This window comes from Pseudomonas peli (assembly GCF_900099645.1).
In the GTDB taxonomy this organism is placed as follows: domain Bacteria; phylum Pseudomonadota; class Gammaproteobacteria; order Pseudomonadales; family Pseudomonadaceae; genus Aquipseudomonas; species Aquipseudomonas peli.
Genome location: NZ_FMTL01000001.1, coordinates 699,585 through 722,511 on the forward strand (window position 1 = coordinate 699,585; position 22,927 = coordinate 722,511).

At 59.5% G+C, this 22,927-nt stretch carries 32 protein-coding genes; 26 read left to right on the top strand and 6 right to left on the bottom strand.

Annotation, left to right across the window (positions count from 1 at the left end):
- Positions 1–4 precede the first annotated feature (4 nt).
- From BLO50_RS03510 to BLO50_RS03525, 4 genes are read left to right on the top strand one after another with little or no spacing between them, the layout of a single operon-like run.
- A complete protein-coding gene (locus tag BLO50_RS03510) occupies positions 5–562 on the top strand; it encodes a hypothetical protein (protein ID WP_090248738.1) in 558 nt (185 codons plus the stop codon).
- Positions 562–774 (top strand): hypothetical protein, encoded by a 213-nt coding sequence (locus tag BLO50_RS03515; RefSeq protein WP_090248740.1) that lies wholly within the window; start codon positions 562–564, stop codon positions 772–774. Before BLO50_RS03510 ends, BLO50_RS03515 begins: the two co-directional genes overlap by 1 nt.
- On the top strand, positions 771–1,340 hold the full coding sequence (locus tag BLO50_RS03520; RefSeq protein WP_090248742.1) for a 3'-5' exonuclease: 570 nt from the start codon (positions 771–773) through the stop codon (positions 1,338–1,340). Before BLO50_RS03515 ends, BLO50_RS03520 begins: the two co-directional genes overlap by 4 nt.
- Entirely contained in the window at positions 1,337–1,912 is a 576-nt protein-coding gene (locus tag BLO50_RS03525; RefSeq protein WP_169852819.1) for a phosphohydrolase, read from the top strand. The genes BLO50_RS03520 and BLO50_RS03525 overlap by 4 nt, the downstream gene beginning before the upstream one ends.
- On the opposite strand, the gene BLO50_RS03530 is transcribed toward BLO50_RS03525, so the two are convergent.
- Positions 1,888–2,508 carry a hypothetical protein gene (locus BLO50_RS03530; RefSeq protein WP_208597418.1) on the bottom strand — a complete coding sequence of 207 codons (621 nt, stop codon included), beginning with the start codon at positions 2,506–2,508 and terminating at the stop codon, positions 1,888–1,890. The genes BLO50_RS03525 and BLO50_RS03530 overlap by 25 nt on opposite strands.
- A gap of 71 nt (positions 2,509–2,579) precedes the next feature.
- Here BLO50_RS03530 and BLO50_RS03535 point away from each other — a divergent pair, with 71 nt between their 5' ends.
- The 4 genes from BLO50_RS03535 to BLO50_RS03550 all read left to right on the top strand — a co-directional run bounded on the left by BLO50_RS03535 (position 2,580) and on the right by BLO50_RS03550 (position 5,147).
- Positions 2,580–4,061, top strand: a complete 1,482-nt coding sequence (locus tag BLO50_RS03535) for a DNA cytosine methyltransferase (protein ID WP_090248748.1) — start codon at positions 2,580–2,582, stop codon at positions 4,059–4,061.
- A gap of 161 nt (positions 4,062–4,222) precedes the next feature.
- Complete coding sequence (locus tag BLO50_RS21785) at positions 4,223–4,378, top strand: hypothetical protein (protein ID WP_167354423.1); 156 nt, start codon at positions 4,223–4,225, stop codon at positions 4,376–4,378.
- Positions 4,375–4,842, top strand: coding sequence for a hypothetical protein (locus BLO50_RS03545; protein ID WP_090248752.1), 468 nt, complete (start codon positions 4,375–4,377; stop codon positions 4,840–4,842). The genes BLO50_RS21785 and BLO50_RS03545 overlap by 4 nt, the downstream gene beginning before the upstream one ends.
- On the top strand, positions 4,839–5,147 hold the full coding sequence (locus BLO50_RS03550; RefSeq protein ID WP_090248753.1) for a helix-turn-helix transcriptional regulator: 309 nt from the start codon (positions 4,839–4,841) through the stop codon (positions 5,145–5,147). Before BLO50_RS03545 ends, BLO50_RS03550 begins: the two co-directional genes overlap by 4 nt.
- A 40-nt stretch (positions 5,148–5,187) precedes the next feature.
- On the opposite strand, the gene BLO50_RS21790 is transcribed toward BLO50_RS03550, so the two are convergent.
- From BLO50_RS21790 to BLO50_RS03560, 3 genes are all read right to left on the bottom strand, one after another.
- Positions 5,188–5,346, bottom strand: a complete 159-nt coding sequence (locus BLO50_RS21790) for a hypothetical protein (RefSeq protein WP_167354424.1) — start codon at positions 5,344–5,346, stop codon at positions 5,188–5,190.
- An 11-nt stretch (positions 5,347–5,357) separates the two neighbouring features.
- Complete coding sequence (locus tag BLO50_RS03555; protein ID WP_090248755.1) at positions 5,358–5,909, bottom strand: hypothetical protein; 552 nt, start codon at positions 5,907–5,909, stop codon at positions 5,358–5,360.
- Positions 5,910–5,986: 77 nt separating this feature from the next.
- Positions 5,987–6,985 carry a tyrosine-type recombinase/integrase gene (locus tag BLO50_RS03560; RefSeq protein ID WP_090248757.1) on the bottom strand — a complete coding sequence of 333 codons (999 nt, stop codon included), beginning with the start codon at positions 6,983–6,985 and terminating at the stop codon, positions 5,987–5,989.
- Between the two features lie 378 nt (positions 6,986–7,363).
- Here BLO50_RS03560 and BLO50_RS03565 point away from each other — a divergent pair, with 378 nt between their 5' ends.
- From BLO50_RS03565 to BLO50_RS03630, 15 genes are all read left to right on the top strand, one after another.
- On the top strand, positions 7,364–8,572 hold the full coding sequence (locus BLO50_RS03565) for a tyrosine-type recombinase/integrase (RefSeq protein WP_090248758.1): 1,209 nt from the start codon (positions 7,364–7,366) through the stop codon (positions 8,570–8,572).
- A gap of 99 nt (positions 8,573–8,671) precedes the next feature.
- A complete protein-coding gene (locus BLO50_RS03570; protein ID WP_090248759.1) occupies positions 8,672–9,412 on the top strand; it encodes a hypothetical protein in 741 nt (246 codons plus the stop codon).
- A 119-nt stretch (positions 9,413–9,531) separates the two neighbouring features.
- The gene (locus BLO50_RS03575; RefSeq protein ID WP_090248761.1) at positions 9,532–9,750 is read left to right on the top strand and encodes a helix-turn-helix transcriptional regulator; all 219 of its coding nucleotides are present in this window, start codon (positions 9,532–9,534) and stop codon (positions 9,748–9,750) included.
- Positions 9,751–10,128, top strand: a complete 378-nt coding sequence (locus BLO50_RS03580) for a hypothetical protein (protein ID WP_090248763.1) — start codon at positions 9,751–9,753, stop codon at positions 10,126–10,128.
- Between the two features lie 296 nt (positions 10,129–10,424).
- The gene (locus BLO50_RS21795) at positions 10,425–10,592 is read left to right on the top strand and encodes a hypothetical protein (protein ID WP_167354425.1); all 168 of its coding nucleotides are present in this window, start codon (positions 10,425–10,427) and stop codon (positions 10,590–10,592) included.
- A complete protein-coding gene (locus BLO50_RS03590; RefSeq protein WP_090248767.1) occupies positions 10,589–10,885 on the top strand; it encodes a hypothetical protein in 297 nt (98 codons plus the stop codon). Before BLO50_RS21795 ends, BLO50_RS03590 begins: the two co-directional genes overlap by 4 nt.
- Positions 10,882–11,175 carry a hypothetical protein gene (locus tag BLO50_RS03595; RefSeq protein WP_090248769.1) on the top strand — a complete coding sequence of 98 codons (294 nt, stop codon included), beginning with the start codon at positions 10,882–10,884 and terminating at the stop codon, positions 11,173–11,175. Before BLO50_RS03590 ends, BLO50_RS03595 begins: the two co-directional genes overlap by 4 nt.
- Positions 11,172–11,501, top strand: coding sequence for a hypothetical protein (locus tag BLO50_RS03600; protein WP_090248771.1), 330 nt, complete (start codon positions 11,172–11,174; stop codon positions 11,499–11,501). The genes BLO50_RS03595 and BLO50_RS03600 overlap by 4 nt, the downstream gene beginning before the upstream one ends.
- Positions 11,502–11,732: 231 nt before the next feature.
- On the top strand, positions 11,733–13,367 hold the full coding sequence (locus BLO50_RS03605; RefSeq protein WP_244152861.1) for a DUF3987 domain-containing protein: 1,635 nt from the start codon (positions 11,733–11,735) through the stop codon (positions 13,365–13,367).
- A complete protein-coding gene (locus BLO50_RS03610; protein WP_090248775.1) occupies positions 13,364–13,966 on the top strand; it encodes a hypothetical protein in 603 nt (200 codons plus the stop codon). Before BLO50_RS03605 ends, BLO50_RS03610 begins: the two co-directional genes overlap by 4 nt.
- A 346-nt stretch (positions 13,967–14,312) precedes the next feature.
- Positions 14,313–14,492 (top strand): hypothetical protein, encoded by a 180-nt coding sequence (locus BLO50_RS21630; RefSeq protein ID WP_143003797.1) that lies wholly within the window; start codon positions 14,313–14,315, stop codon positions 14,490–14,492.
- A gap of 561 nt (positions 14,493–15,053) precedes the next feature.
- The gene (locus BLO50_RS21635) at positions 15,054–15,377 is read left to right on the top strand and encodes a hypothetical protein (RefSeq protein WP_143003798.1); all 324 of its coding nucleotides are present in this window, start codon (positions 15,054–15,056) and stop codon (positions 15,375–15,377) included.
- Positions 15,378–15,536: 159 nt separating this feature from the next.
- The gene (locus BLO50_RS03620; protein WP_090248779.1) at positions 15,537–16,610 is read left to right on the top strand and encodes a phage major capsid protein; all 1,074 of its coding nucleotides are present in this window, start codon (positions 15,537–15,539) and stop codon (positions 16,608–16,610) included.
- A 584-nt stretch (positions 16,611–17,194) separates the two neighbouring features.
- Positions 17,195–17,407, top strand: a complete 213-nt coding sequence (locus tag BLO50_RS03625; RefSeq protein ID WP_090248782.1) for a cold-shock protein — start codon at positions 17,195–17,197, stop codon at positions 17,405–17,407.
- Between the two features lie 193 nt (positions 17,408–17,600).
- Entirely contained in the window at positions 17,601–18,095 is a 495-nt protein-coding gene (locus BLO50_RS03630) for an RDD family protein (RefSeq protein ID WP_090248784.1), read from the top strand.
- Positions 18,096–18,156: 61 nt separating this feature from the next.
- Here the strand turns inward: BLO50_RS03630 and lptG are convergent, their stop codons facing one another.
- Positions 18,157–19,218 carry an LPS export ABC transporter permease LptG gene (gene lptG, locus BLO50_RS03635; protein ID WP_090248786.1) on the bottom strand — a complete coding sequence of 354 codons (1,062 nt, stop codon included), beginning with the start codon at positions 19,216–19,218 and terminating at the stop codon, positions 18,157–18,159.
- Positions 19,211–20,332: an LPS export ABC transporter permease LptF gene (lptF, locus tag BLO50_RS03640; protein ID WP_090248788.1), complete on the bottom strand. Its 1,122-nt coding sequence runs from the start codon at positions 20,330–20,332 to the stop codon at positions 19,211–19,213. The genes lptG and lptF overlap by 8 nt, the downstream gene beginning before the upstream one ends.
- A gap of 143 nt (positions 20,333–20,475) precedes the next feature.
- On the opposite strand from lptF, the gene BLO50_RS03645 reads away from it, so the two are divergent.
- From BLO50_RS03645 to BLO50_RS03655, 3 genes are all read left to right on the top strand, one after another.
- Positions 20,476–21,966, top strand: coding sequence for a leucyl aminopeptidase (locus BLO50_RS03645; protein WP_090248790.1), 1,491 nt, complete (start codon positions 20,476–20,478; stop codon positions 21,964–21,966).
- A gap of 101 nt (positions 21,967–22,067) precedes the next feature.
- Complete coding sequence (locus tag BLO50_RS03650) at positions 22,068–22,487, top strand: DNA polymerase III subunit chi (RefSeq protein WP_090248792.1); 420 nt, start codon at positions 22,068–22,070, stop codon at positions 22,485–22,487.
- 9 nt (positions 22,488–22,496) lie between these two features.
- On the top strand, positions 22,497–22,889 hold the full coding sequence (locus BLO50_RS03655) for a DNA polymerase III subunit chi (RefSeq protein ID WP_090248794.1): 393 nt from the start codon (positions 22,497–22,499) through the stop codon (positions 22,887–22,889).
- Positions 22,890–22,927: the final 38 nt, after the last annotated feature.

Genomic DNA, 22,927 nt, shown 5'->3' on the forward strand with positions numbered 1-22,927 from the left:
GCACATGACCCTTACCAACTTCGTCTTTATCGCCCTGCTCAGCGCCGCATTTGCCGCCCTGCTCGCCTACCGCGTAGGCCTCGGCACCGGCGCACGCGCACAGCGGCTCAACAACCAAGCGCTGTTTAACCAGCAAGGCAAAGAACTCCAGAACGCCAAGCGCTCAATCGAGAGCCTCACCGCCCGCCTGGCCGCGCTGCTAACCCGCCAAACGGAAACAGCCGAACGCGCCACCCGCTGCGAGGCACAAGCAAGCGAGCTGGAAGCCAAACAGCAACACCACCAAGCCCAGCTTGAAGCCATCATGCAAGACGCCGACGCGCGTGTGGCCACCTACGCCCGCCGCGCCAACCCCTTTAACCATGATGACCGCATCACCCTGCAAGCCGCGGCTAACCAACTGGCCGAAGCTGCAGACACCTACCGCAAGCTGCAGCTGGACGACAACCGCCGCTTCGCCACACAAATGCAGCAGCGCGTGCTGAGCATGGCCGAGCGCCTGCAAACCACCCTCGCCGCCCAAGAAGCCACCGAGCAGCAAGCTGCCAAGGCGGCTGCCTAATGGACACCGCCATCACCACCAACGACCAACTGCGCGCCCGCGCCGCCCACATGGACAACCTCAAACGCCTGCGCCACCAGATTTACAGCCTCAACGCCAAAGACGCGGCCCGCGCAGAAACCACCATGGCCAACCTCATGCAGCAGGTCTACGACATCGACGAAGCCCTGCGCATCAAAGGCAAACAACCTGCAGAGTGGGGTGACGCATGATCAACTCAACCCACTACGTGCTCGACCTCGAAACCATGGGAAAAGGCCCGAACTCAGCCATCGTTGCTATCGGCTGCGTACGCATCGAGCAAGGCACCATCACCGGCAGCCTCTACCGCCGCGTCAGCCTGGAAACCTCCCTGCTGGCAGGCCTGCAGGTGGACGCCAGCACCATCGAGTGGTGGCTGCAGCAGGACGAAGCCGCGCGGGAAGAGATCCACAAGCCCGGCGCGATCCGCCTCGAGTCGGCCCTGGCCCAGCTGGCGGAGTTCATGGGCTGCAACCACCTCCACAAGCCAAACCCCAAGGCCCTCCTGTGGGGCAACGGCAGCAGCTTCGACAACGTCATCGTCGGCAACGCCTTCGACGCCTGTGGCATCCAGCGCCCTTGGATGTTCTGGAACGACCGCGACCTGCGCACCCTGCTGTCCCTCTACCCCGAGGCCAAGGCGCTGCCGTTCGAGGGCACCAAGCACCACGCCCTCGATGACGCCATGCACGAGGCCAAGCAGCTGCTGATGGCGCTGAACATTCACCAGACACTGCAAGTGGGGGCATTGGTATGAGCTGGATACTCACCCGCAGCGGCCGCAAGTTCGACCTCGCCAACCCCACCGCCGACATGGTGGACCCGGCCGATATCGCCCACAGCCTCAGCATGCAATGCCGCTTTAACGGCCACACCAGCAGCTTCTACAGCGTGGCGCAGCACTGCTACTTAGTGGCCGATCTGGTACCGGCAGAAGATCAACTCGCCGCCCTGCTGCACGACGCCACCGAAGCCTACGTGGGCGACATGGTGCGGCCCCTGAAAGAAGAAATGCGCGAGTGCGCCCGCTACAACGGCACCACCTGCATGTATGACGTGACCGAGCAGAGCGTATGGGAAGCCATCTGCGAGCGCTTCGACCTCTCCCCGGTTCTGCCTCCCAGCGTAAAACACGCCGACCTGGTTGCACTGGCCACCGAGAAGCGCGACCTCATGCCCAGCCATCCAGAGCCTTGGCCCTGCCTGGCAGGCATCACACCTGCACCGGAACAGATTCACACATGGACGCCCGCCACGGCCGCCATCCACTTCCAGGCGCGCCTAATGCAGTTGCTGAACACTACTCACAGATTGAGGTATGTCGTATGAACTCGCGTCTCAATGTGACCCTGCAGGATCCTGAAGTTGAGCCACGCTCCATGAAGGATGACCGAGATTGCTTTGAGGCTCTCAAGCTTATCTTGCGCCGCCTCCCTATCAACAAGTTCAGTTACCAAATCAGCACACTGGATCGCGTACTCAAGATTGGCGATAACGAGCATGACCTGATCAACCATTCTTGTATCGGGCAGGGAGAGCAGATCAATACGTTGAAACTCGCCCAACCGAGCCCTAACCGTCTCTTTCTCGTACTCCGCCCTTCTAGATGGGCCAAGCGCCTCACCCAGTTTTGTCACATAGTGCGTGGCTTGCCGGGCCATTTCCGTCAGCCCCTTTGCGGTAATCATGTACTGAAAGAGCAATTTCTGGCGCTCTGCCGCCTGCTGTTGCCTAACCGTCCATATAGCGGCGAAAACTGCGGCCACAGTACCAATTGCCTGAGCCCAGCCAGCCGCATCAGCTGCAATACCAAAAAAACTGAGCACAACCAAAAGCGTCCAGAAAAACGATCCAAGGCAGAACCATATCCACACGGTCGACAAACCAACCTCAGTCATCCATGGCTTCCATTTAGAAGGTTTCATCGCGAGCATTTCTCCTATCAATCAGAGTTGAGAGTGCACGGTTCCTCCGCATACGTCCACGGAGGTAAAACATGACCAACCTCTACCGCATCCACCCCCAGCCCAGCTTCAACTTCGGCGGTTTGGTTATCGACAACTTTGCAGGCGGGGGCGGCGCGTCCACCGGCATCGAGCTTGGCCTCGGTCGCCCGGTCGATATCGCCATCAACCACGCCCCCGATGCCGTGGCCATGCACACCACCAACCACCCGCACACCCGCCACTTTTGCGAATCAGTGTGGGAGGTAAACCCGCGCGACATCGTAGGCACGCAGCCGGTGGAACTGTGCTGGTTTAGCCCGGACTGCAAACACTTCAGCAAAGCCAAAGGCAATGTGCCGGTGAGCAAAGAGATACGCGGCCTCGCGTGGGTGGCCCTGCGTTACGCCGCCACCGTGCGCCCGCGCGTCATCATGCTGGAGAACGTCGAAGAGTTCGTGACCTGGGGGCCAATCAACCAAGAAGGCCGCCCATGCCCCAAGAACAAAGGCCGCACCTTCACCACCTTCGTCAACGCGCTGCGCCGCCAAGGCTACCAGGTGGAATGGAAAGAGCTGCGCGGCTGCGACTACGGTGCTGCCACCATCCGCAAGCGCTTGTTTATGATCTGCCGCCGCGATGGCCAGCCCATCACGTGGCCAGCCCCCACCCACGCCGAGCCAACACACCCCGCCGTCAAAAGCGGGCAGCTCAAACCGTGGCGCACAGCGGGCGATATCATCGACTGGTCCATCCCCTGCCCATCGATCTTCACCCGCAAAAAGCCACTGGCCGACAAAACCTTGGCCCGCATTGCCCGGGGCTTAAAGCGCTTCGTGATCGATTCGCGCACGCCTTACATCGTCAACAACAACAAGGCGGGTTTCATCACCGAGCACGCCAACGGCAGCAGCCAGCGCAACATGCCCGCCGCCGAGCCGGTGCGCACCATCTGCGCTGAGGTAAAAGGTGGGCACTTTGCATTGGTCACCGCGTTTTTGGCCAAGCACTACGGCGGCAACTACACCGGCCCGGGCAGCAACCTGACCGACCCGCTCTCAACCGTGACCACCGTTGACCATAACGCCTTGGTCACGGCCCACATCCAGCGCGACTTCGGTACTAGCACCGGCCACGCCAAGGATCGCCCACTCGGCACCATCACGGCAGACGGTGGCGGCGGCAAGTCTGCCTTGGTGCAGGCGTTCCTGATCAAGTACTACGGCCAAGTCCAAGGCCAAACACTGGCCGACCCGCTGCACACCATCACCACAGTAGATCGCATGGGCTTGGTAATGGTACGCGGCGAGCCGTGGCGCATTGTTGATATCGGCATGCGCATGCTTGAGCCACACGAACTGTTCGCCGCCCAAGGCTTCCCCGCCGACTACATCCACGACCGCCTGGCAGACGGCACCAAGCTGAGCAAAAAAGCCCAGGTGCGCATGGTCGGCAACAGCGTCTGCCCACCGGTTGCTGCCGCACTGGTTCGCGCCAACCTGGTGGATCAGCAAACTGGGGAGGTGGCGGCATGAGCCAGCTTGAACTATTCACGGCCCCAAGCCGAGGCACAGCCACTAGGCACGAACCCTACGCGCCGTTCGACAGCACGAAAGCACGCAGCCTCATACTCAGCCGCTTGCATGATGCAGCAGGTGGATGGGTTCGCCGGCAGGCATTGAGAAAGGCGACCGGGATGCGGCCAGCCCACGTGAGTGGCGTACTGGCTGAGCTGTGTAGCAGCGGCCTTATTGAGCAAACCTACACGATGCCCATCATCCACCCCATGCATGGCCACATGGGGCAAACCACAGGCTACCGCATCCGCGCGACCCTGCAGGAGGCCGCATGAGCAAGCGCAAACCCAACAGCGCCCACGCCCGCATGGTGCGCTACAGCCGCGCCATGCTGCGCACCAACCATGTGGCCGTACTGGATCTGGAGAGCAGCAACCTGCACACGCTGATCAACTGGAAGAGCGCAGCCGCCATCACCACCAACGCCCGCCGCGCCCTGGTGGATTCGCTCTGCGATATCCCGCACAACTGGACGATCTACTTGGCAGGCCTGCACCGCTCACCCAAAGGCGAGCACTACATGAAAAGCGAAGAACTGGCGCTGGACGGCATCTACCTCGCCGCCCACTTAGAAGACGTAATCGGCCCAAGGGCCGAGGTGCTTCGCGCCACCTGCAACCCTAAACACTTTGTCGGCATGGCGTGGATTGCCATGCCCTACGACACCACACTGACAGAAACCCACGCCGCCTACATCTTTGAACGGTTCGGCGCATGGTCTGCAAAGGAGGCCGCATGAACCAGATCGATCCAGCAGAATTGGTGGCGGCTATTCACTCGCTGGTCACCCAGCTAAGCACCCCGCGCGTGATGCCAGCCGATGAACTTTGGACGGCAGAAGACATTGCTGCCTATCTCAAGCTGGCCACCGACACCACAGAGCGCCGCGTGGTTAGCCGCCCGGACTTCCCAGCACCTCTGCAACCCTGCCTGACTGGCGCCAGAGCAGCAAAGCGTTGGTTTGCGGCCGAGGTCATCACTTGGGCTCGGCAGAACCGCAGCAAGTTACCTTTAAAAAGAGTACGGGTGAAAAATGCAGCATAAAAAAACCGGGCCTGAGCCCGGTTTTTTTTATAAATGAAGCTCAAGCCAGTACTACTGGCTGAGGCAGGCCTTGCTTAGCAAATTCAGCTTTCAGTTCTGCGCCGTCACGATTGAAGCGGCGAAACCGTTCCACCATATCTTCACGGCTGCGCTGCTGAATCTTCCGGGAGTCAATGTCTTTAAGGCCTTTAGTCAGCATAAAAACCCTCCTTAGGCTGGAAAAATACAGTCTTGATTAGCGTAGTAGGCCAGTTTCATGTGATGAAGCTGGTGCGTGTAATCTGTGCCATCTTTTGTAAGAGGGCTCCCGTTATTCTCTTCGTACCCAAAGCTACTAAGGACTAGGTCAAACAGGCTGTCAAATAGTTCTGTGTAATGACGAAGGTACTTGTGATAAGGGTCACCTTCGTTCAAGTGCTCAAGAAAAGCTATATGGTCTGAAATGCACATTCTAGGCCGGTGGTAGATGATTAGAGCCCTCTCCCCTAGGGTTCTAACTCTCACATGCTCCATCGGCTTGAAGAAAAACCAACAATAGATAAATGCTGCTGCGCTAGCTACATAGCGATCGATTTCAATCCAGACTTCAGCCTTGGTTTCGAGTATGGAATCGAGCACATCGATCGCAGCCTCTACGTCACCACCATCGTTATAAGGCATCCGGATTACAATAACATCGCCATCCACCGCCCCATCAAGATCCTGAACCAGGCTTCTGACGCCAGCGGGCGTGATGTTCTCCAATAGGACATGCTCAATCATTATAGGTCACGCATGCACGTCCATGTCGCCCTAAAAAAAGGTCGCTTATTCTACGCTAATTTTCTCATAGGGCAATATCAATCCAACCGACCGGCCACCTCGGTGGCCGTGGCGTTGTAGTACACCATCAGCGAACGCGGGTCACGGTGCCCAGTCATCCGGGCCAGATCAAGCACATCCAACTTCCTGGCCAAGCGCGTGGTCGCCTCATGCCGCGTGTCATGGAAGTGCAGATCCACAATCTCCAGCTCATCACGCACCTTGCGGAACATCGCATCGGCCGAGGCAGACTTGAGCCGGAACAGGTTTTGCCGATCGCCAGCCGCATCCAGCATCAGCTGCAGCAGACCTACAGCCCGCAAGCTCAAAGGCACGTCACGGCTGTCACCATTCTTTGTGGCATCCAGCCGCACATAGCGCTTGGCCAAGTGAGTGGTGGCCTTGGTTAACCCCAGAATCTCACCCTGGCGCATGGCCGTTTCGATGGCAATTAGGAAGGCATAGGCTAATTCCTGCTGCAGGGTCTCAGGCTTCGCACCCTCAACATAGCCAAGCCTATCGAGCAGCTTGCGTTCTTCCTCAGGCTGAATACGCCGGTCACGTGGCCGCGCATTGCTTGGGCGCTTCACTTCCCGCACCGGGTTGGTCGCGCACCAACGCCACTCACGCTTTGCGATCTCAAACACTGATGACAGCAACGTCATCTCACGCCGCACCGTTGGCGAGGCGACTTTCTTCAGCCGAGCATCGCGCCACTCTGCAATCTGGTCAGCCGTCACATCACCAATACGCTCGCCGGCAAACTCCAGGTCATTGTCCAGCTTGTCCAGCCGCACCTCTTCCCAGCGCTGCCCGGCTTTAGTCGGCGATACTTCTTCCTTGTATCGTTTGAGTGCATCTGAAAGACTCGAACTTACACCAGCGGAGTGCCCAGGAACGCCGGCCAGTATCTCGGCCTCGCGCTGAGTAGCCCAAGCCTGAGCCTGAGCTTTAGTCGGGAAAGTCTGCGACTCCCGCACACCGCGCTTAACGACCTCGGCACGCCAGCCACCGCTCCGTTTTCTGAATGACGCCACAACCGCCCCCTTGGCGTAATTTTGGCGTAAAGGCTATCACGGAACTGCACGAAACCGCCCGAAACTGACAGCAGCAAAAACCCTGAAAGCCCCACTAATGCTGGGCCTGACGGAAACTGCCGAAAACTGGCGACAACTGCCAAAGGCTTTAGAGTCCCCCCCGGGGCACCATTAGATTTTCTCAGGACGTACCGAAACGACCTGAAACCCTTGAAAACCGGCCACTTGAGCCGGTTTTTTATTGCCCGCAGTTCCCTACCCTTTCCTTGTAAGCCCGCAGTATTGTGAGTAGATTTGTGAGTAGATCGAGTTTGGTCTAGAAATCTACTCACACCTGAGCCGCCAAACGCCGCCCGGCGTGGCTCACACGGGGGCACCATGCCGCTGACTGATTCCGCCATCAAAACAGCCAAGCCCAAAGACAAGCTGTATCGCCTGGCCGACGGCAACGGGCTGTGCCTGGAAGTCACCCCCACCAGTTCCAAGCTGTGGCGCTACCGCTACCGCTTCAACGGCAAAGCCAAAATGCTGTCCCTTGGCGGCTACCCTGCCGTCACGCTGGCACAGGCGCGCCGCAAACGTGATGACGCCCGCCTTTTGCTGGACGCAGGCACAGACCCCGGCGCGGAACGGCAAGCCGCCAAGCAAGCGCAAGTGCTGGACTCGCTGACGTTCGAGGATCTGGCCAGGGAGTGGCACGCCTACCGCGCCCCACGCTGGGCGAAATCTACCGCCGACAAAGCCGCCGCCTATCTGGAGTCTGATTTGCTGCCAGCCCTTGGCCACCGACCGGTAAAATCAATCACACGCCCCGACCTGGTGGCACTGATCCGCAAAATCGAATCACGCGGCGCACACAACGTGGCCAAGAAGGCGCGCCAGTGGCTCAGCCAGATCTTCCGCTTTGGCCTAGCTCAGGGAATTGTCGAGGCAAACCCCGCCACTGACCTGGACGTAATCGCCGCCCACGCCCCAGCAACGCGCCACCACCCGCACGTCACGTTTGCCGAACTGCCCGAACTGCTGGGCAAGATCGAGGCGGCCAAGATCAACACACTGACCCGGCAAGCCATCCGCCTGCTGGTGCTGACCGCCGTACGCCCTGGTGAATTACGCGCCGCGCCCTGGGCTGAGTTCGACTTAGACGCCGCCACCTGGACCATCCCGAAAGAACGCATGAAAGCCAGGCGCGACCATCAAGTACCACTGCCCCGCCAGGCTGTGGCCATCCTGCGCAACCTGCAGGAAATAACCGGGCGCTATCCCCTAATTTTTGCCGGCCGCAACAGCACCAGCCGCCCAATGAGTGAAAACACCGTCAACAAGGCATTGGCAGACGTTGGCTATAAAGGGCGCCAAACCGGCCACGGCTTCCGCCACCTGCTGAGCACTGAGCTTAACGGGCGCGGCTATAACCGGGATTGGATCGAGCGCCAGCTTGCCCACGGTGACGCCGACGAGATCCGCGACACCTACAACCATGCAACCTACCTGGAGCAGCGCCGGGACATGATGCAAGCGTGGGCCGATTCGATAGACGCCCTGTGCGCTGGCGCCAACGTGGTGAGCATCAAGCGCAAGGCTTAACGGTTTTGGCTGGCCTAGCCCGACGGGGCGAAAAGCGGACACCCACCCGCCTGACCAGCCGATCTATTCACGCAGTGGGCGCGCCTGGGAGGGTGCCGAATGGCTTGCTATTACCTGCGCCATATCGACTTGTACGCAGTTTATGAGCAGTTGCCCGAATATGAATGCGGGCCGCTCGCAAACATCCCGCCGCCGCTGTGCGAGGCGCTGGCACTCTATTTTGAGCAAATCGCAGAAGTTGCCGCCGAAAGCAGCCCATTATTCCCTTACTGGCACCAATGGGACTCATCAGACCTGGCCGCCGAAGTGGGCGACCTGATCGAAATAGAGATAGAGCACTTAGGGCTAGCCACAAGCTGCTTAGCCCCTACGGACGAAGATGTATTAACTCACGGGGAGACGCTTGATTCTTTTCTGTCGTTTATCAACGACGCGCTGTCAATTGTGCAAACCGAAAAGAATTACTTTCCTTTGCTTTGCCTGCTGGTCTATCAATACGACGCCCTTTGCTCGCTCTACGCCAGCGGGCATATGGAGGCCGCTCTAGGGGTTTTCGAGTCGATAGCTGAGGCACGGGAAACGCTTACGCATAGCCACTGGCTTAGCCAAAAGGAGCGCATACGTTCACATGAGGCGTCCATTACTGCCAAGGCCAGGCACAAAGAAACAAACGCACACCGCGCCGCCGCTATCGAGCACTGGAATGCAGGGGGGCACCAATTCAGCTCTATGCGGGCATTTGCACGTAACAGGTTTAAAGACTTTGGCGTTACCGACTACATGACGGTTTACAACTGGCTGCGCAAGGCACGCCGGGAGAACGAAGACGACCAAGACTGAACCTGTATGGTCTGCATGCAGGCCATACAGCCTGCACGCAGCACACACTATGGCCTCCCAACTTTGCGGCATAACTTGCACATCGTCTGTTACCCAAACTGCCCAGGAGGGCTTAGACGATGGCTGCACATACCAACGCAAACCAGACCCCGCGCCGCTTTATCAAGCTGGCCGAAGTTAAAACCCTGACTACCCTTTCCACGTCCGAGATTTACCGGCGCATTGCCGCTGGCACCTTCCCCGCTCAAGTAACCCTTGGCCCTAAGTCGGTCGCCTGGATCGAGGCCGAGGTGCTGGCCTGGTGTGACGCGTTGGTCGCCCAGCGCAAGGCGGCCTAAATGAAAAAGGCCAGCCTCCCAATACATGCAGAAGCCAGCCCGTCGCAAGGCCAGAATATCACCAGCCCCGCAGAACTGCTGCGCAAGGCACCCAGCAAGATTGCCCGCGTCCTGGTGTACCTGCGCCACATCGACACGCTTAACCGGTTTGAGGCGGCCCGCAAGGTCGGTGACACCTGCCTTAACTCGACTATCCCGGCCCTGGAAAGCAACCACGGGCTGACCTTCGAGCACATACCGGAAAAGGCCGCCAACCATTGGGGCGACCCGTGCGGCGTCACCCGCTACCGCCTCCCAGCAAGCCAGCATGAGCAGGCTGACAAAGTGATCGCCATGATGTTTACCCGCCGCGCCAGAGCGCAGAAGGCCGCAGCATGAGCGCAAACCTCACCCGGGCCATTGCCAGGCACAACCAGTCGCGCTATGGTTTGACCGTCGCTGCAAAATCAGCGGCCAGGTTTGGCGACCTGAACACCTCTAGGCGCAACAGCGCCCATCATCCGAAAGCAGGCGCTTTTTTTGTGTCCGCGTTTTCGAGTTATGGCGGCTGTGCGTGGGATACCTTCGGGTATGCCGGGTGCCTAGAGTCCCGGTTCGCCAACCTGCGTACAGCTGCCACCCTAAATCGTTTGGCGACGATTCGTGGCAGCTCCTCAACTCTAGGAGCCGCAACCATGAAACACGCCCTCAATCCGTCCACCCCTAGCACCCATGCCGACGCCTACAAGGCTATGGCACTTGCCGCCCTGCGCGCTGATTCGTCCCTTTCTGTGCGCCTGGCGCGCTACAACAGTCACATGGCCAAGGCACGCACCCTGGAAGCTCAGGGGGTGGCCAAATGAGCAAGCCAAATACTGCCCTTAAACTGCATGCCCTACGCCATGAGCTCAACTGGCGCTCTGAAACTGTACAAGCTGCCGGCATTGGCCTTTGCGCTATCGCCAGCCTGCTGGGTGCGGACGGCGAAGATCACCAGCTAAGCGAAGAGTTGACGTCAGGCCTGGCTCACGCCGCCTTGGCGCTGGGTGAGCTGATCAAGGAGACCGGCTCCAGGATGTGGGAAATCAGTGCGCCGGCCGCGCCTACCGAATTCCAGAAACAAGATGGCGCAGCCGCTGTAGGGAGTGCCGTATGAGTAATGCACCCGCAATAGCCACCGTGGCTGGAGATGCAATCGACCTGCTGACAGCTACCTGTGAGCAGCTCGATATGCAGGCCGCCACCCTGCGCGCAATCCGCAAAGCCTACCCCGAGGTATTCGCTGAAATGAGCGACACAGTTCGGAGCGGCCTACTCGATACCCGCCACCTCTCAGACCTTGGGCTTAACGCTGTTACCGACTGGCGCGAGTACCTGGCCGAGCAAGCCAGCGAACTGACCGCCCAGCTCGACTACGCAACCGAGAATGCCGGGGGTGCGCAATGATCCGTCAACACCTGCAGCAAGGCGCCAGCCTTGGCCACGTCGTCACCGTTTGCCACCCAAGCGACGGCCGCCGCCGCGAACTACCACCGCTGACTATTGGCGGCCTGGCGCTGGAGTTGGCCGGCATGATCCGCGAAACAATGCCCGCGGCCCTGGTGAGCATCGTACGTATCGACCTCACGCCCAACACACGCCCCAAAGCCGAGCAACAGACGCACACCATCAAGCGTCTGGTTATTGAAGCCCGCGAAGCTGAGCAACCCGGGCACGCCTTCTTGAGCGCTTCCGGCTACTGGCCGCAAAACGCCCTGACGGCCAAGGAGTAACCCCATGCAAATCAAAAACGGCGCATGTGCGCCGACGGGTTCGGCTTGCCCAAATAAAGCCAATCAAGCGACCTGCGTAACCATCAGCACCACACGGGCCGGGGGTGAAAAGTGAGTATTTTGGAGAAAAACCCCGACCTAGCCGACGTGATCCGCAGCGACGAACACGCCCAAGCATTGATCGCAGAGAGTGAGGAAAACCGCCGGAGGCTTGAGGCTTGGGGGAGCACCTTGGCACCTGAGCCGCGCCCCCTTCTGCCGGACTTACAAGCGCCTGAACCCTACCCCCTGGAGGCACTGCCGCCGCTTATGCGCGATGCCGCCCAAGCAATTGCCGAGCATGTACAGGCACCGCTTGCGCTGGCCGGGCAGTGCGTTATTGGCGCGGGCGTATACCTAGCCCAAACGCGAGTGAACGCACCGCACATCCACCGACAAAGCGGCATGCCCTGCTCCATGTTCCTGCTGACCTTGGCCGACTCTGGCGACCGCAAAAGCGAATGCAGACGCCTGGCGTTCAAGACTGCCGACGAAGCAGAGGAAAAGGCCCGCACCGAGCACCGCAAAGCCTGCGATGAAATCACCAACATGGCCGGCGGCTTGAAGGGTAAGGCGCTCGAGCAGTTCAATGCCGAGCACCCGCTGCCCTTCGATCCACGCACGCAGTACAGCGACGCCACCTATGAGCGCATCGCCGGCGACATGATCCGGGGGGCGTCTGCCGCATCATGGGACACCGACGAGGGCGGGCAGGTATTGGGCGGAGTCTCGCTCAAGGCTGACACCCGCGCTGCTACCCTGGGCGGCCTGGTAAAGGCGTTCGATACAGGCACTTTCGAGCGCACCCGATCGCACGGCAACGCCGAGGGCTCAGGCTTTGCTTATAACCGCCGACTGAGCGTGCACCTGCTGGCTCAGGCCGTGACGGTAGCAGCGGCGCTTGATGATCCACTGTTACGCGGGCAGGGCTTCCTGCCGCGCTTCCTGTTCGCCAGCCCTGCCAGCCTAGCCGGCACGCGCTTTCTGACCACTGACCAGCTCAGCCGCAAGGCATACGCCGACCCACGCCTGCAGCGTTACTGGTCTCGCTGCGAGGCTATCAGCGCAACCCCTCAAGCAATCGACCCGCAGACCGGCGAAGTTTCGCCGCTGGTGCTGGATCTAGACGAAGAAGCCGCCGCCGAATGGCTGGAGTTCTACAACGAAGTGGAAGGCGAGCAATCAGCCTTTGGCAAGTTCGGCAATCTGCGCCCCTTTGCTGGCCGCGCCGGTGAGCTGGTGCGCCGCCTGGCTGCTGTATTTGCGTGCTTTGAGGGGCAACAGCTTATCGATGGCGAATGCCTGCGCCGTGCCGCCGTGCTGGTGCGGCATTCCCTGGGCGAATGGGCGCGCTACACAGACAGCGAGGCAGTAAACCCCAAGCTGCAACAAGCTGCTTTATTGCTGGATTGGCTGAAAGCAAATCAGTGGCATACGTTCGACGCCCGAGCGCTTCAACGGGAAGGCCCACGATTTGCGAGAAAAAGTGCGGCTTACCGCGACACGCTTCTGGGCATTCTTGCAGAGCATTGCCAGCTTCTTACGACAAATGGAAAACAGTTCACCATCAACCCACTGGCGACAACGGCGACAACGGCGACAACGGCGACAACGGCGACAACGGCGACAAGTCACGCAGCTAAAGGCTTTGCCACTGGCGACGCAATGGCGACAGTTGGCGACAAATCACCTTGCGCGCACATTTTGTCGCCAAGTGTCGCCAACCTGTCGCCGGTAGGTAGTCCAGCAACGGTGCGACCTGTCGCCAGTGTCGCCGCTGTCGCCAACACCAAACAAAAATATAAACACGGAGGCCGCGTCCAATGAGCCAAAACCTACTGCTGACGCTGGCCACCATTGCCGAAAAGCCGAACACCACCAAACGCGATGCCCTGACCATTACCCGCCGTGCCCTGCGCCACATCTGCCAACAAAAGGCACAGATTCAAGCAGAGCGGCGCGCCATGAATCGACAGGCCCGCAAGTTACGCCAGTACCTGCCATTCACGGCCAAAGCCGCCGACGACCTGGAGCAGCGGGCCAGCGACCACCACGCCGAAGCCCTGGCAGCATTCCGCCGCGTTCTGGTCGCCTATGGCGAGGTCATCATTCACGACCGGGAGGGAATCGCTGCGGCGCTTGGTTTTGACCAAATGGCCGACCTGCTGAGCATCAACCCAGCGCACCGGGAGCAAGCCAGGCAGGACGGCGGGGAGAGCCTGCAAGGGCTGGCGTATATCGCTCGCATGGAAGACAGCGCCGCAGGGTACGGCAACCAATGGGGCGCGGGCGGGCCGCTGTATCAGGCGTGCCAGGCGGCCATGATGGACTTTATCCGCACCTGCCCTGACCACCTGCTGCCGGACCCGTTCGCTCCTGGTGCGCCGTTCGGCCCGCCAATACCGCCTGAACTGCGCGTGGTCTGATCCACCTGGGCACTACCTTTTTTGTGTAGTGCCCAGCGCCCCTCAGCTTAAATGGTGCTGTTTCCTGCATATTCATAAAAAACCCCAAAGCCCCGCCAGCCGTGCGCCGCCGCTGATTCCTGCATATTCCAATTGAGAGGATGAAAGAGGGGCAAAAGGCGGGATATTCCCTCACTTTCAAGGGAGTTAAGCGGGCACAAGCAGAGCGCTTAACGTTAACCCAGCGTTAGCCAACGTTAGCCTGACTGCATAGTTACACCAGCAACACCGGGCACCAAAGCCCTGCGCCAGTGGCGCTCAGCCTCACTATTGCTATGCTGAGTGAGCAGGCAAGGAGGCCATACGCATGACCAAGACCACACCACCACGACTAGACCCCACCGCCCTGGCTGAGCTGCTGGAGCGCACGCGCCAAGACGTGAAGCGTTATCGTCTGTTGCATCCTGAGTGGTGCCGCCCCGTTGATGACACCAGCCCTGTACAACCAGACCAGCCCAACACGGCACCAGCTAAGCCGCGAGAGTGATCCCCTGATTGCTCAGGCCATCACATAGCTGAGAGCCACACCAAAGCCAGCACCAACCCAGCGGCATGGTGAAGGCACAGAGCATGGTCATCATGCCCAGCCAGCTCACACCAAACCCAGCGCTAACCCATCAGTAACCCAGCGTTAACCCACTGGGTTTGGCTATGCCCACCACCCACACAAAAGGTACTCCCGGACACCGCGGCCCCTGCGGGTAATTCGAGCCCCGCCGCCGGACTATGTACGAGTGTTTCATGCGCTGCCCGCTTCCGGTTCCTGGTGGCCCCGGAGGCTTCGCAAACACTGGCCGCAGCCCAACGCAGAACCGGAACCGAAAACCCGTCCAAACCGCTCCGCTCGCAGCCAGGGAGGGGGAGGGTAAAAAGTCCGCGCTTTGCCTGCCTCCGAACGACGGGGGGAGCCTTTTTCTCACGTCTCCAAAATAATGGTTTTCAAAAGCGGTCTATCGAACCCAGAAAACAGGTCAACATAGTTGACCTATTTTTGTATCAGGCGCTTAATTCAGCCTAATTAGGTTTTAAACCAGCATCAGGGGCCGACATGGAAACCAGCGCACGACCAACACGGGGCCGCCAAGCAGCCCCAACAAAACCCGAAATTAACGAGGCTTTAGCGGGGGTTCGCCAGGAGGCAACAGCCGGCAATCTGTACGCGATGATCGCACTGATTTTTTCGGCGAAGTTTGACGAGCAGACATCAACGCTTAAGGCTCTGCGTGATGATGTGAGCGACCTAGCGCTGACCATCAAGGCCGACTCAATGCGCCGCTTGAATGCTCAGCTAATGGGTGAGTTTACCGGTGCAATCGACAGCCTCCGGGTGGCCATGCTTGCCGCTGCAGAAACCGCAGCCGCGAAACAGTAAATAGCACTCGATTGCCCGTGCGCGATGCCCGCGGCAGTCAAAACCCAAGGTAAGCCGCTCGCTACCTGGGTAGCTCTTCAATAAGCAGAGTGATTCTGTGGCGCGAAGATCAAGAGCACAGACGCCCAACGGCGAATTTGATTTTCAGAGGAATCAGCAATGCCTGAAGTTATTGAAGTGGTACGCGATGGCCTTAAAAAGGTCGATGAAAAATTTACAGCTCAAATTTCCGAGCTGAAAAACCAGCTAGTAGACCTGGCTCAAAAAGGTCAAGGACTGACCCCAGGCGCTGGCGAGAATGCCACAGCCGCAAGCCAGTTCCTAAAGTCCGCCCAACTCGCAGCGATGATTCAGGGCGCTCCGAGCACTGGCCGAGTTGAGCTGAAAAGCGCTGCCGCCAATCAGAAAGCAGCCGTGACCAGTTCGACCTACAGCGTGCAACCTATGCGCGAACCTGGCCTGTTCAATAACCCGCAACGGCCGCTGACCCTGCTGGAAAGCATGGCAAGCCTAAAGGTTACGGCAGGCTCTTTTGAGTATGTCCGCCTTAATGGCTACACCAACGCCGCCGCCGTGCAAGTTGCCGAAGGTGACGAAAAAGCCGAGGCCAGTGTGCCGAGTGTTTTGGTCACTGCGAACATCGCGACCATAGCCCACTGGACGCGCGCCTCGCTGCAGGTGCTTAGCGATGCGCCGGCGCTGAGTCAGCAACTCGACAATCTGCTGTCTTATGGCGTGCGCGCCAAGCTGGAGAACGAGCTGCTTAATGGCCCTGGAGGCTCTGGCCGCATTCATGGCTTGGTTCCGCAGGCTACCGCCTTCACTCCGACCGCTGGCGCTAAAGCTGCTGACGCAATCGGGGAAGCCAAGACCGCACTCGAGGCAGCGGGCTGGGTTCCGTCGCTGATCGTGATGAATCCTGCAGACTGGTTTGCTATTGCCAGTGAGCGCGCTGACTCAGGTGATGGCCAGTATGTCTTGGGTAGCCCCCGTGATCCGTCCGGCCCAAGCCTGTGGGGCGTGCCGGTAGTCACCACCCCAAGCCTTGCATCAGGCACCACCCTGGTACTGGATGCCGGCCAAGTAGCGTTGCTGGATCGTGAAAACGTGACCGTGATGGCGAGTCGTGAGGATGGCACCAACTTCACCACAAACATGGTCACGCTACTGGCAGAAATGCGCGCCGGCCTGGCTGTGTTCTCGGCTGGGGCCGTGCTTAAGATCGTTGCTTAAGTGATACCGCTGCCGGCGCGGCCCGAAAGGGAAGCCGGCCGGGCGTTAGTCGATGAGTGGCCCGCTCCAAGATAACCTTCGACAGCCGGCGCAACACTGGCGTTGGTGGCCGGCACCACCAAAAATAGTGAGTAGATTTGTGAGTAGATCGAAAACCGAACAGATCAACAACCCAGTAATAAAGGCACTTTAGGCGCTTGGTTCGAGTCTCCCCCGGGCACCATAGATTCGAAGAAAGGCCTTGAGATTCAAGGCCTTTTTTATTGCCTACGAAAAAGCCGGGCGCATGCAGATGCGACCTCTTTCTCACGCGCAAACGCGACATAAAGGCACACTCAACGCGCCGCAGAAAACACCTGAACCCCAGCAATTACATGCCCTGCACGGGCTTGGCATTTGCCGGGAAGTTGGCGTAAAGTCTGCCCCACTGTGTTTGCATGGGTCGCCGAAAATCGTGACCTGGTGCAGTAGATCATCCAGATCCGCTACATCCCGCTCGACGTCGCCTGCCACCTTGCAACCAGTATTCAGCCCCTCATGTCGAGTAGCGGCTGTCATCAACTCAAGGTTCAAGGAAATACATCATGTCGAATCGTCAGAACGGTACCGTGAAGTGGTTTAACGACGAGAAAGGTTTTGGCTTTATCACGCCAGAAAGCGGTCCGGATCTGTTCGTGCACTTCCGCGCGATCCAAGGCAACGGCTTCAAGAGCCTGAAAGAAGGTCAGAAAGTCAGCTTTATCGCGGTGCAAGGCCAGAAAGGCATGCAGGCTGACGAAGTACAAATCCAGGAATAATCCTGCCGCTTTGAAGAACCCCTGATGGCAACATCAGGGGTTTTTTGTGCCTTGTTATCCATGATGACCATCCTTGGGAGCCGTCACTGGACAAGGCTAAAAATGATTACCGATCATTTTTTATGGCCGACCAGCCCCACGGATGCCTTATTGTTGCCGCCATTCCGCCAGCCGAATAACTAAAGAGCCGACCATGCCGAAACACCTGCTGCGCCCGCAGGGTGAATTCCCCAGCGCCGGGCTGCACCGCCGCCTCGCTGCGATGTTTTATGACTTTCTGCTGTGCATCGCACTGCTGATCGTCGTGACCTTTATCTACAAGCTGATCCTGATGGGTTTCTACGGCGAGGCGCAGCTCAAGCAGATGTCCGACGCTGGCGCTCTGGATGGCGATCCTCTGCTCTCGACTCTGCTGTTTCTCAGCCTGTTTGGCTTCTTCGCCAAGTTCTGGACGCATAACGGCCAGACACTGGGCATGCAGGTGTGGGGCCTGCGCATTCAGAATCCCGACGGTACGGCGATCAGCCTATGGCAGGCATTGCTGCGTTTTCTGGTTGCCATCGGCTCCTGGCTACTGCTGGGCCTGGGCTTTTTCTGGGTGCTTTGGGATAAAGAAAAGCGCAGCTGGCATGACATCTACTCGGACAGCCAGGTGATTCAACTGCCGAAGAACATCCACAAGAAGTAACTCGCAGGTACAAAAAAGCCGGCGTACACACTGGGTGTACGCCGGCTTTTTTACGCCTGAATCAACCGGCGCGGCGCAGCAACCAGACGCCGGCCAGCGCGCAGATACCGGCTGGAATCAACACCGCCAGCAGCGGCGAGAAGCCGAACACCAGGCTCGACGGGCCGAGCAAGTCCTGGCTGATCTTGAACACGAAACCCACCAGCACCCCGGTAAACACCCGCTGCCCCAAAGTCACAGAGCGCAGCGGGCCGAAGATAAAGGAAATCGCCATCAGCACCAGCGCCGCCGTCACCAGCGGCTGCAGCACCTTGGTCCAGAACGACAACCAGTACTGACTGTTATTCAGCCCCTGCTCGGCCAGGTAGTGGATATAGCTCCACAACCCAGTCATCGACAGCGCATCAGGTGCCAGGACCACGGTACCAAGCAGCTGCGGCGTCAACTCGACATCCCAGCGCTCATTGTCCTGCTTGATGACCTCACTGCTGCGCTCACGGAAGTACGTGGTTGCAACATCTTCCAACTGCCAGTGATCACCCTGGTACTGCGCACGTCGAGCGAAGCTGGAGGACTGCATACGCTTGTGGTCGTCGAAGCGGTAGCGAGTCACCCCGAGCAGCACGCCATTGGGCTGCACGGCGTTGATGTGCACATATTCCTGCCCCTGGCGATGCCACAGGCCACGCTTGGCGCTCTGTGCTTCGCCGCCGCCTTGGGCCATGGCGCGACTGGCCTGAGCCTGATTTTCGCTGTAAGGCGCCAGGTACTCGCCAATCAGCACGCCGACCAGCATCAGCACCAGCATCGGCTTCATCACCGCCCAGACAATCCGCCCGATCGATACACCCGCCGCACGCATGATGGTCAGCTCGCTGTTACTGGCCAGCGAGCCCAACCCGATCAAACAGCCAATCAAGGCGGCCATCGGCAACATTTCATAAATTCGCCGCGGTGACGTCAGCAGCACATACCCCAGGGCATCAAGCAGGCCGTAGTTGCCTTCGACATCCCCCAGCTCATCGATAAAGGCAAACAGCAGTGCCAGACCGACGATGATGCCTAGCACAGCAAGAATGGCGACAAACACCTGTGCGCCGATGTAGCGATCCAACTTAACCACGGGCCACCTCCAACGCCACACGACGGGCCGCCCAGCGCAAGCGCAACGGCTCCCAATACAGCAACAGCAGCCCGATCAATGCGAACAGCCCATGCACCCACCACAAGCCCAGGGCTGCGGGGATCTTTTCTTTATCCAAAGCACCGCGCGCGCCAATCAGCAGCGCCAGGTAAGCCATGTACAGCAGAATGGCCGGCAACAGCTTGAGAAAGCGCCCCTGCCGTGGGTTAACCCGCGACAGAGGCACGGCCAGCAGAGTGACGACAAAGACCAGTACTGGAATCGACAAACGCCACTGCAGCTCAGACTGCATACGCGGCTTGTCGCTGCCAATTAGCTCGCGCGTAGGCATGGCCTCGCGGTCGGTGATTTCCACTGCCACTTCCGGCTTGGGCAATAGCACGCCGTAGGTTTCGTACTGGATGGCGCGGTAGTCCGCCTGGCCAGGGTTACCGTCATAGCGGTAGCCATTTTCCAGAATCAGGTAGCGACTGCCGTCCGCTTGAATCTCCTGGCGGCCGGATTCAGCCACCAGCACGGAGATACCACGCTCCTTATCACCACTGCTGGACAGCTGCTTCTCAGAGATAAACACCCCAGCCAGCGAGCCGCGGTCCTCGGACAACTCCTCGGTGTAGGTCACCCGCGAGCCATTCTTCATCGACTGAAAACGCCCAGGCTCCAGGGTATCCAGCTCCGTCATGGCGCTCTGCTGGTTCAAAATCCGCGCCACATGCTCAATGCCTTGCGGTGCCAGTCCCAGGCTCAACCAGCCAGCCAGCAGTGCCACCAGGGTTGCGGGCGCCAGGCTGTAGGCAAACAAGCGTTGCTGGCTCATGCCGGTGGCCGACAACACGGTCATCTCGCTGTCGAGGTACATGCGGCCATACGCCAGCAGGATGCCGAGAAACAACGCCAGCGGCAGGATCAGCTGCAAAAAACCAGGAATGCGGTACGCCATGATCAGCAGCAGCACACCGGGATCGAGCAACCCTTGCGCTGCCTGAGCCAGGTAACGGATAAAACGGCCACTCATAATGATGACCAGCAGCACCGCGCTCACGGCACTCAGGGTCAACAACACTTCACGGGACAGATAACGGAAGACGATCAAACCAGACACTCCAGGGTTGTCAGGCTCAGGCGGCTAAGATCAAACTAGCCGCACTGCTTGCCGGCTCGCCCAACTGGCGAACCATCGAAAAATAGCCGGCATTATCCTGCAATACCGACGCCTTGTCTTGGGGACACCACGTAATGGAATTTATTGTTAAAAGCGCACGCCCAGAAACACTAAAAACCGCCACCCTGGTTATCCCTGTTGGTGAGGGCAAAAAACTCGGCGAAACCGCCAAGGCTATCGACACCGCCAGTGCTGGAGCGATCAGCGCTCTGCTCAAGCGCGGCGACCTGGCCGGCAAGGTCGGCCAGACCCTGCTGGTGCACAACCTGCCAAACCTGAAGGCCGAACGCGTACTGCTGGTCGGCACCGGTAAAGACAGCGAATTGTCTGACCGCCAACTGCGTAAATTGATCACCAGCGTTTACAGCAGCCTGAAAAACCTCGGCGGCAGCGACGCCGTACTCGCGCTCGACGAGCTGCAGGTCAAGGGCCGCGAAACCTACGGCAAAACCCGCCTGATGGTGGAAAGCCTGGCCGACGCCGGCTACTGCTTCGACCGCTTCAAGAGCCAGAAGGCCGAAGTCGGCGCGCTGAAGAAGCTCACCCTGCTCACGGACAAAGCCAACCTGGCCGACGCTGAGCGCGCTAGCACGCACGCCCAGGCGATTGCCGCCGGCATGGCCTTTACCAAAGACCTTGGCAATCTGCCGCCGAATCTCTGCCACCCAAGCTATCTCGCCGAAGAAGCCAAGAACCTGGGCAAGGCCTACAAGAACCTCAAGGTCGAAATCCTTGATGAGAAAAAGCTCAAGGAGCTCGGCGCCGGCGCCTTCCTCGCCGTGGCCCAGGGCAGCGACCAACCGCCACGGATGATCGTGCTCAACTATCAGGGCGGCAAAAAGAACGAGAAACCCTACGCACTGGTTGGCAAAGGCATCACCTTCGACACCGGCGGCATCAGCATCAAGCCGGCTGCCGGCATGGATGAGATGAAGTACGACATGTGCGGCGCCGCCAGCGTGTTCGGCACCCTCAAGGCCGTGCTTGAGCTGCAACTACCGATCAACCTGGTGTGCCTGCTGGCCTGTGCCGAGAACATGCCAAGCGGCGGCGCGACTCGCCCTGGCGATATTGTCACCACCATGAGCGGGCAGACCGTGGAAATCCTCAACACCGACGCCGAAGGCCGCCTGGTGCTGTGCGACACCCTGACCTATGCCGAGCGCTTCAAGCCGCAAGCGGTGATCGACATCGCCACCCTTACCGGCGCCTGCATCGTTGCCCTGGGCAGCAATGTGTCCGGTTTGATGGGTAACAACGACGAACTGGTGCAGCAGATTCTCGGCGCCGGCCTGACCGCCGATGACCGCGCCTGGCAGTTGCCGCTGTATGACGAGTACCAGGAACAGCTCGACAGCCCGTTTGCCGATATCGCCAACATCGGCGGGCCAAAAGCCGGCACCATTACCGCTGGCTGCTTCCTTTCGCGCTTTGCCAAGGCCTACAACTGGGCGCACCTGGATATCGCCGGCACCGCTTGGATCAGTGGTGGCAAGGACAAAGGCGCGACCGGTCGTCCGGTGCCGATGCTGACGCAGTATTTGCTGGATCGCAGCAACGCCTGAGTTCCGGGCGAATTAGTAGGAGCGGTGTTAACCGCGATTGACTGGTAAGCTGCGCGCCTGTCAGCAAGCCGCTCCTGCAACTAACGCCAAACCGTGCCGTCATGCCCCGAATAGAATTCTATGTACTGTCTACTGCCGTGCCGGCCGAGCGCCTGCGCGCAGCCTGCCAGCTGGCGATGAAAGCCTGGCGCGCCGGCCTGCCGGTGTTTCTGCGCGGCAGCGATGCGCAGCAATGCAGCGAGGTGGATGAACTGTTGTGGCGTTTCAAGGCGGAAAGCTTTGTGCCGCACAGCCTCTACCAGGATGACGCGCACGCACCGGTGGTGATTGGCCAGGACGAAGAACCCAGCAGCACTCAGGGCGTGCTGATCAACCTCGGCAGCACCCTTTCACCCCAGGTCGAGCGCTTTAGCCGGGTGATTGAAATCGTCAACCAGGAACCCGACCTGCTGACCGCCTGCCGGGAGAATTTCCGCAGCTACCGGCAGCGCGGGTATGATCCCAAACGAGTCGAACTCTAGTTGCACAGTATGGACACCCCAAAACCGCCGCAAAAACCCGCCCAACTGCTGAACGACCTGGAGTCGATCCGCCAACTGCTGGGCGATGAAAACCTCGAACCACCGCTGCTGGTCGACTCGCTCGACCCGGATAGCATCCCCCTGCTCTCGGAGATCGTCACTCCACCGCCCATGGCCGCAGCTGTCGCACCTATTGCTCCAGCCGTGCCAACCCTGCGTGAAACCGTCAACCAGAGCGTCAGTCGCGACAGCGAGATGAACCGCCTGGATAGCGAACTGCGCGCTGCAGCCCAGTTGATCCTGCAGGATGTGATCGACGATTTCGTGCCGCAGATCGAGGCCGAGCTGAAACGCCGCCTGGATGCGCGCCTGACGCGACTGCTTCCGCCGCGTCGTCCGTAACCACACGCACGCCCACCAGTCAGCCACACCACGCGCGC

Coding starts and splice junctions, on each gene's coding strand:
- BLO50_RS03510 (WP_090248738.1), top strand. CDS start 5: ATGACCCTTACCAACTTCGTCTTTATCGCCCTGCTCAGCGCCGCATTT.
- BLO50_RS03515 (WP_090248740.1), top strand. CDS start 562: ATGGACACCGCCATCACCACCAACGACCAACTGCGCGCCCGCGCCGCC.
- BLO50_RS03520 (WP_090248742.1), top strand. CDS start 771: ATGATCAACTCAACCCACTACGTGCTCGACCTCGAAACCATGGGAAAA.
- BLO50_RS03525 (WP_169852819.1), top strand. CDS start 1,337: ATGAGCTGGATACTCACCCGCAGCGGCCGCAAGTTCGACCTCGCCAAC.
- BLO50_RS03530 (WP_208597418.1), bottom strand. CDS start 2,508: ATGAAACCTTCTAAATGGAAGCCATGGATGACTGAGGTTGGTTTGTCG.
- BLO50_RS03535 (WP_090248748.1), top strand. CDS start 2,580: ATGACCAACCTCTACCGCATCCACCCCCAGCCCAGCTTCAACTTCGGC.
- BLO50_RS21785 (WP_167354423.1), top strand. CDS start 4,223: ATGCGGCCAGCCCACGTGAGTGGCGTACTGGCTGAGCTGTGTAGCAGC.
- BLO50_RS03545 (WP_090248752.1), top strand. CDS start 4,375: ATGAGCAAGCGCAAACCCAACAGCGCCCACGCCCGCATGGTGCGCTAC.
- BLO50_RS03550 (WP_090248753.1), top strand. CDS start 4,839: ATGAACCAGATCGATCCAGCAGAATTGGTGGCGGCTATTCACTCGCTG.
- BLO50_RS21790 (WP_167354424.1), bottom strand. CDS start 5,346: ATGCTGACTAAAGGCCTTAAAGACATTGACTCCCGGAAGATTCAGCAG.
- BLO50_RS03555 (WP_090248755.1), bottom strand. CDS start 5,909: ATGATTGAGCATGTCCTATTGGAGAACATCACGCCCGCTGGCGTCAGA.
- BLO50_RS03565 (WP_090248758.1), top strand. CDS start 7,364: ATGCCGCTGACTGATTCCGCCATCAAAACAGCCAAGCCCAAAGACAAG.
- BLO50_RS03570 (WP_090248759.1), top strand. CDS start 8,672: ATGGCTTGCTATTACCTGCGCCATATCGACTTGTACGCAGTTTATGAG.
- BLO50_RS03575 (WP_090248761.1), top strand. CDS start 9,532: ATGGCTGCACATACCAACGCAAACCAGACCCCGCGCCGCTTTATCAAG.
- BLO50_RS03580 (WP_090248763.1), top strand. CDS start 9,751: ATGAAAAAGGCCAGCCTCCCAATACATGCAGAAGCCAGCCCGTCGCAA.
- BLO50_RS21795 (WP_167354425.1), top strand. CDS start 10,425: ATGAAACACGCCCTCAATCCGTCCACCCCTAGCACCCATGCCGACGCC.
- BLO50_RS03590 (WP_090248767.1), top strand. CDS start 10,589: ATGAGCAAGCCAAATACTGCCCTTAAACTGCATGCCCTACGCCATGAG.
- BLO50_RS03595 (WP_090248769.1), top strand. CDS start 10,882: ATGAGTAATGCACCCGCAATAGCCACCGTGGCTGGAGATGCAATCGAC.
- BLO50_RS03600 (WP_090248771.1), top strand. CDS start 11,172: ATGATCCGTCAACACCTGCAGCAAGGCGCCAGCCTTGGCCACGTCGTC.
- BLO50_RS03610 (WP_090248775.1), top strand. CDS start 13,364: ATGAGCCAAAACCTACTGCTGACGCTGGCCACCATTGCCGAAAAGCCG.
- BLO50_RS21630 (WP_143003797.1), top strand. CDS start 14,313: ATGACCAAGACCACACCACCACGACTAGACCCCACCGCCCTGGCTGAG.
- BLO50_RS21635 (WP_143003798.1), top strand. CDS start 15,054: ATGGAAACCAGCGCACGACCAACACGGGGCCGCCAAGCAGCCCCAACA.
- BLO50_RS03620 (WP_090248779.1), top strand. CDS start 15,537: ATGCCTGAAGTTATTGAAGTGGTACGCGATGGCCTTAAAAAGGTCGAT.
- BLO50_RS03625 (WP_090248782.1), top strand. CDS start 17,195: ATGTCGAATCGTCAGAACGGTACCGTGAAGTGGTTTAACGACGAGAAA.
- BLO50_RS03630 (WP_090248784.1), top strand. CDS start 17,601: ATGCCGAAACACCTGCTGCGCCCGCAGGGTGAATTCCCCAGCGCCGGG.
- BLO50_RS03645 (WP_090248790.1), top strand. CDS start 20,476: ATGGAATTTATTGTTAAAAGCGCACGCCCAGAAACACTAAAAACCGCC.
- BLO50_RS03650 (WP_090248792.1), top strand. CDS start 22,068: ATGCCCCGAATAGAATTCTATGTACTGTCTACTGCCGTGCCGGCCGAG.
- BLO50_RS03655 (WP_090248794.1), top strand. CDS start 22,497: ATGGACACCCCAAAACCGCCGCAAAAACCCGCCCAACTGCTGAACGAC.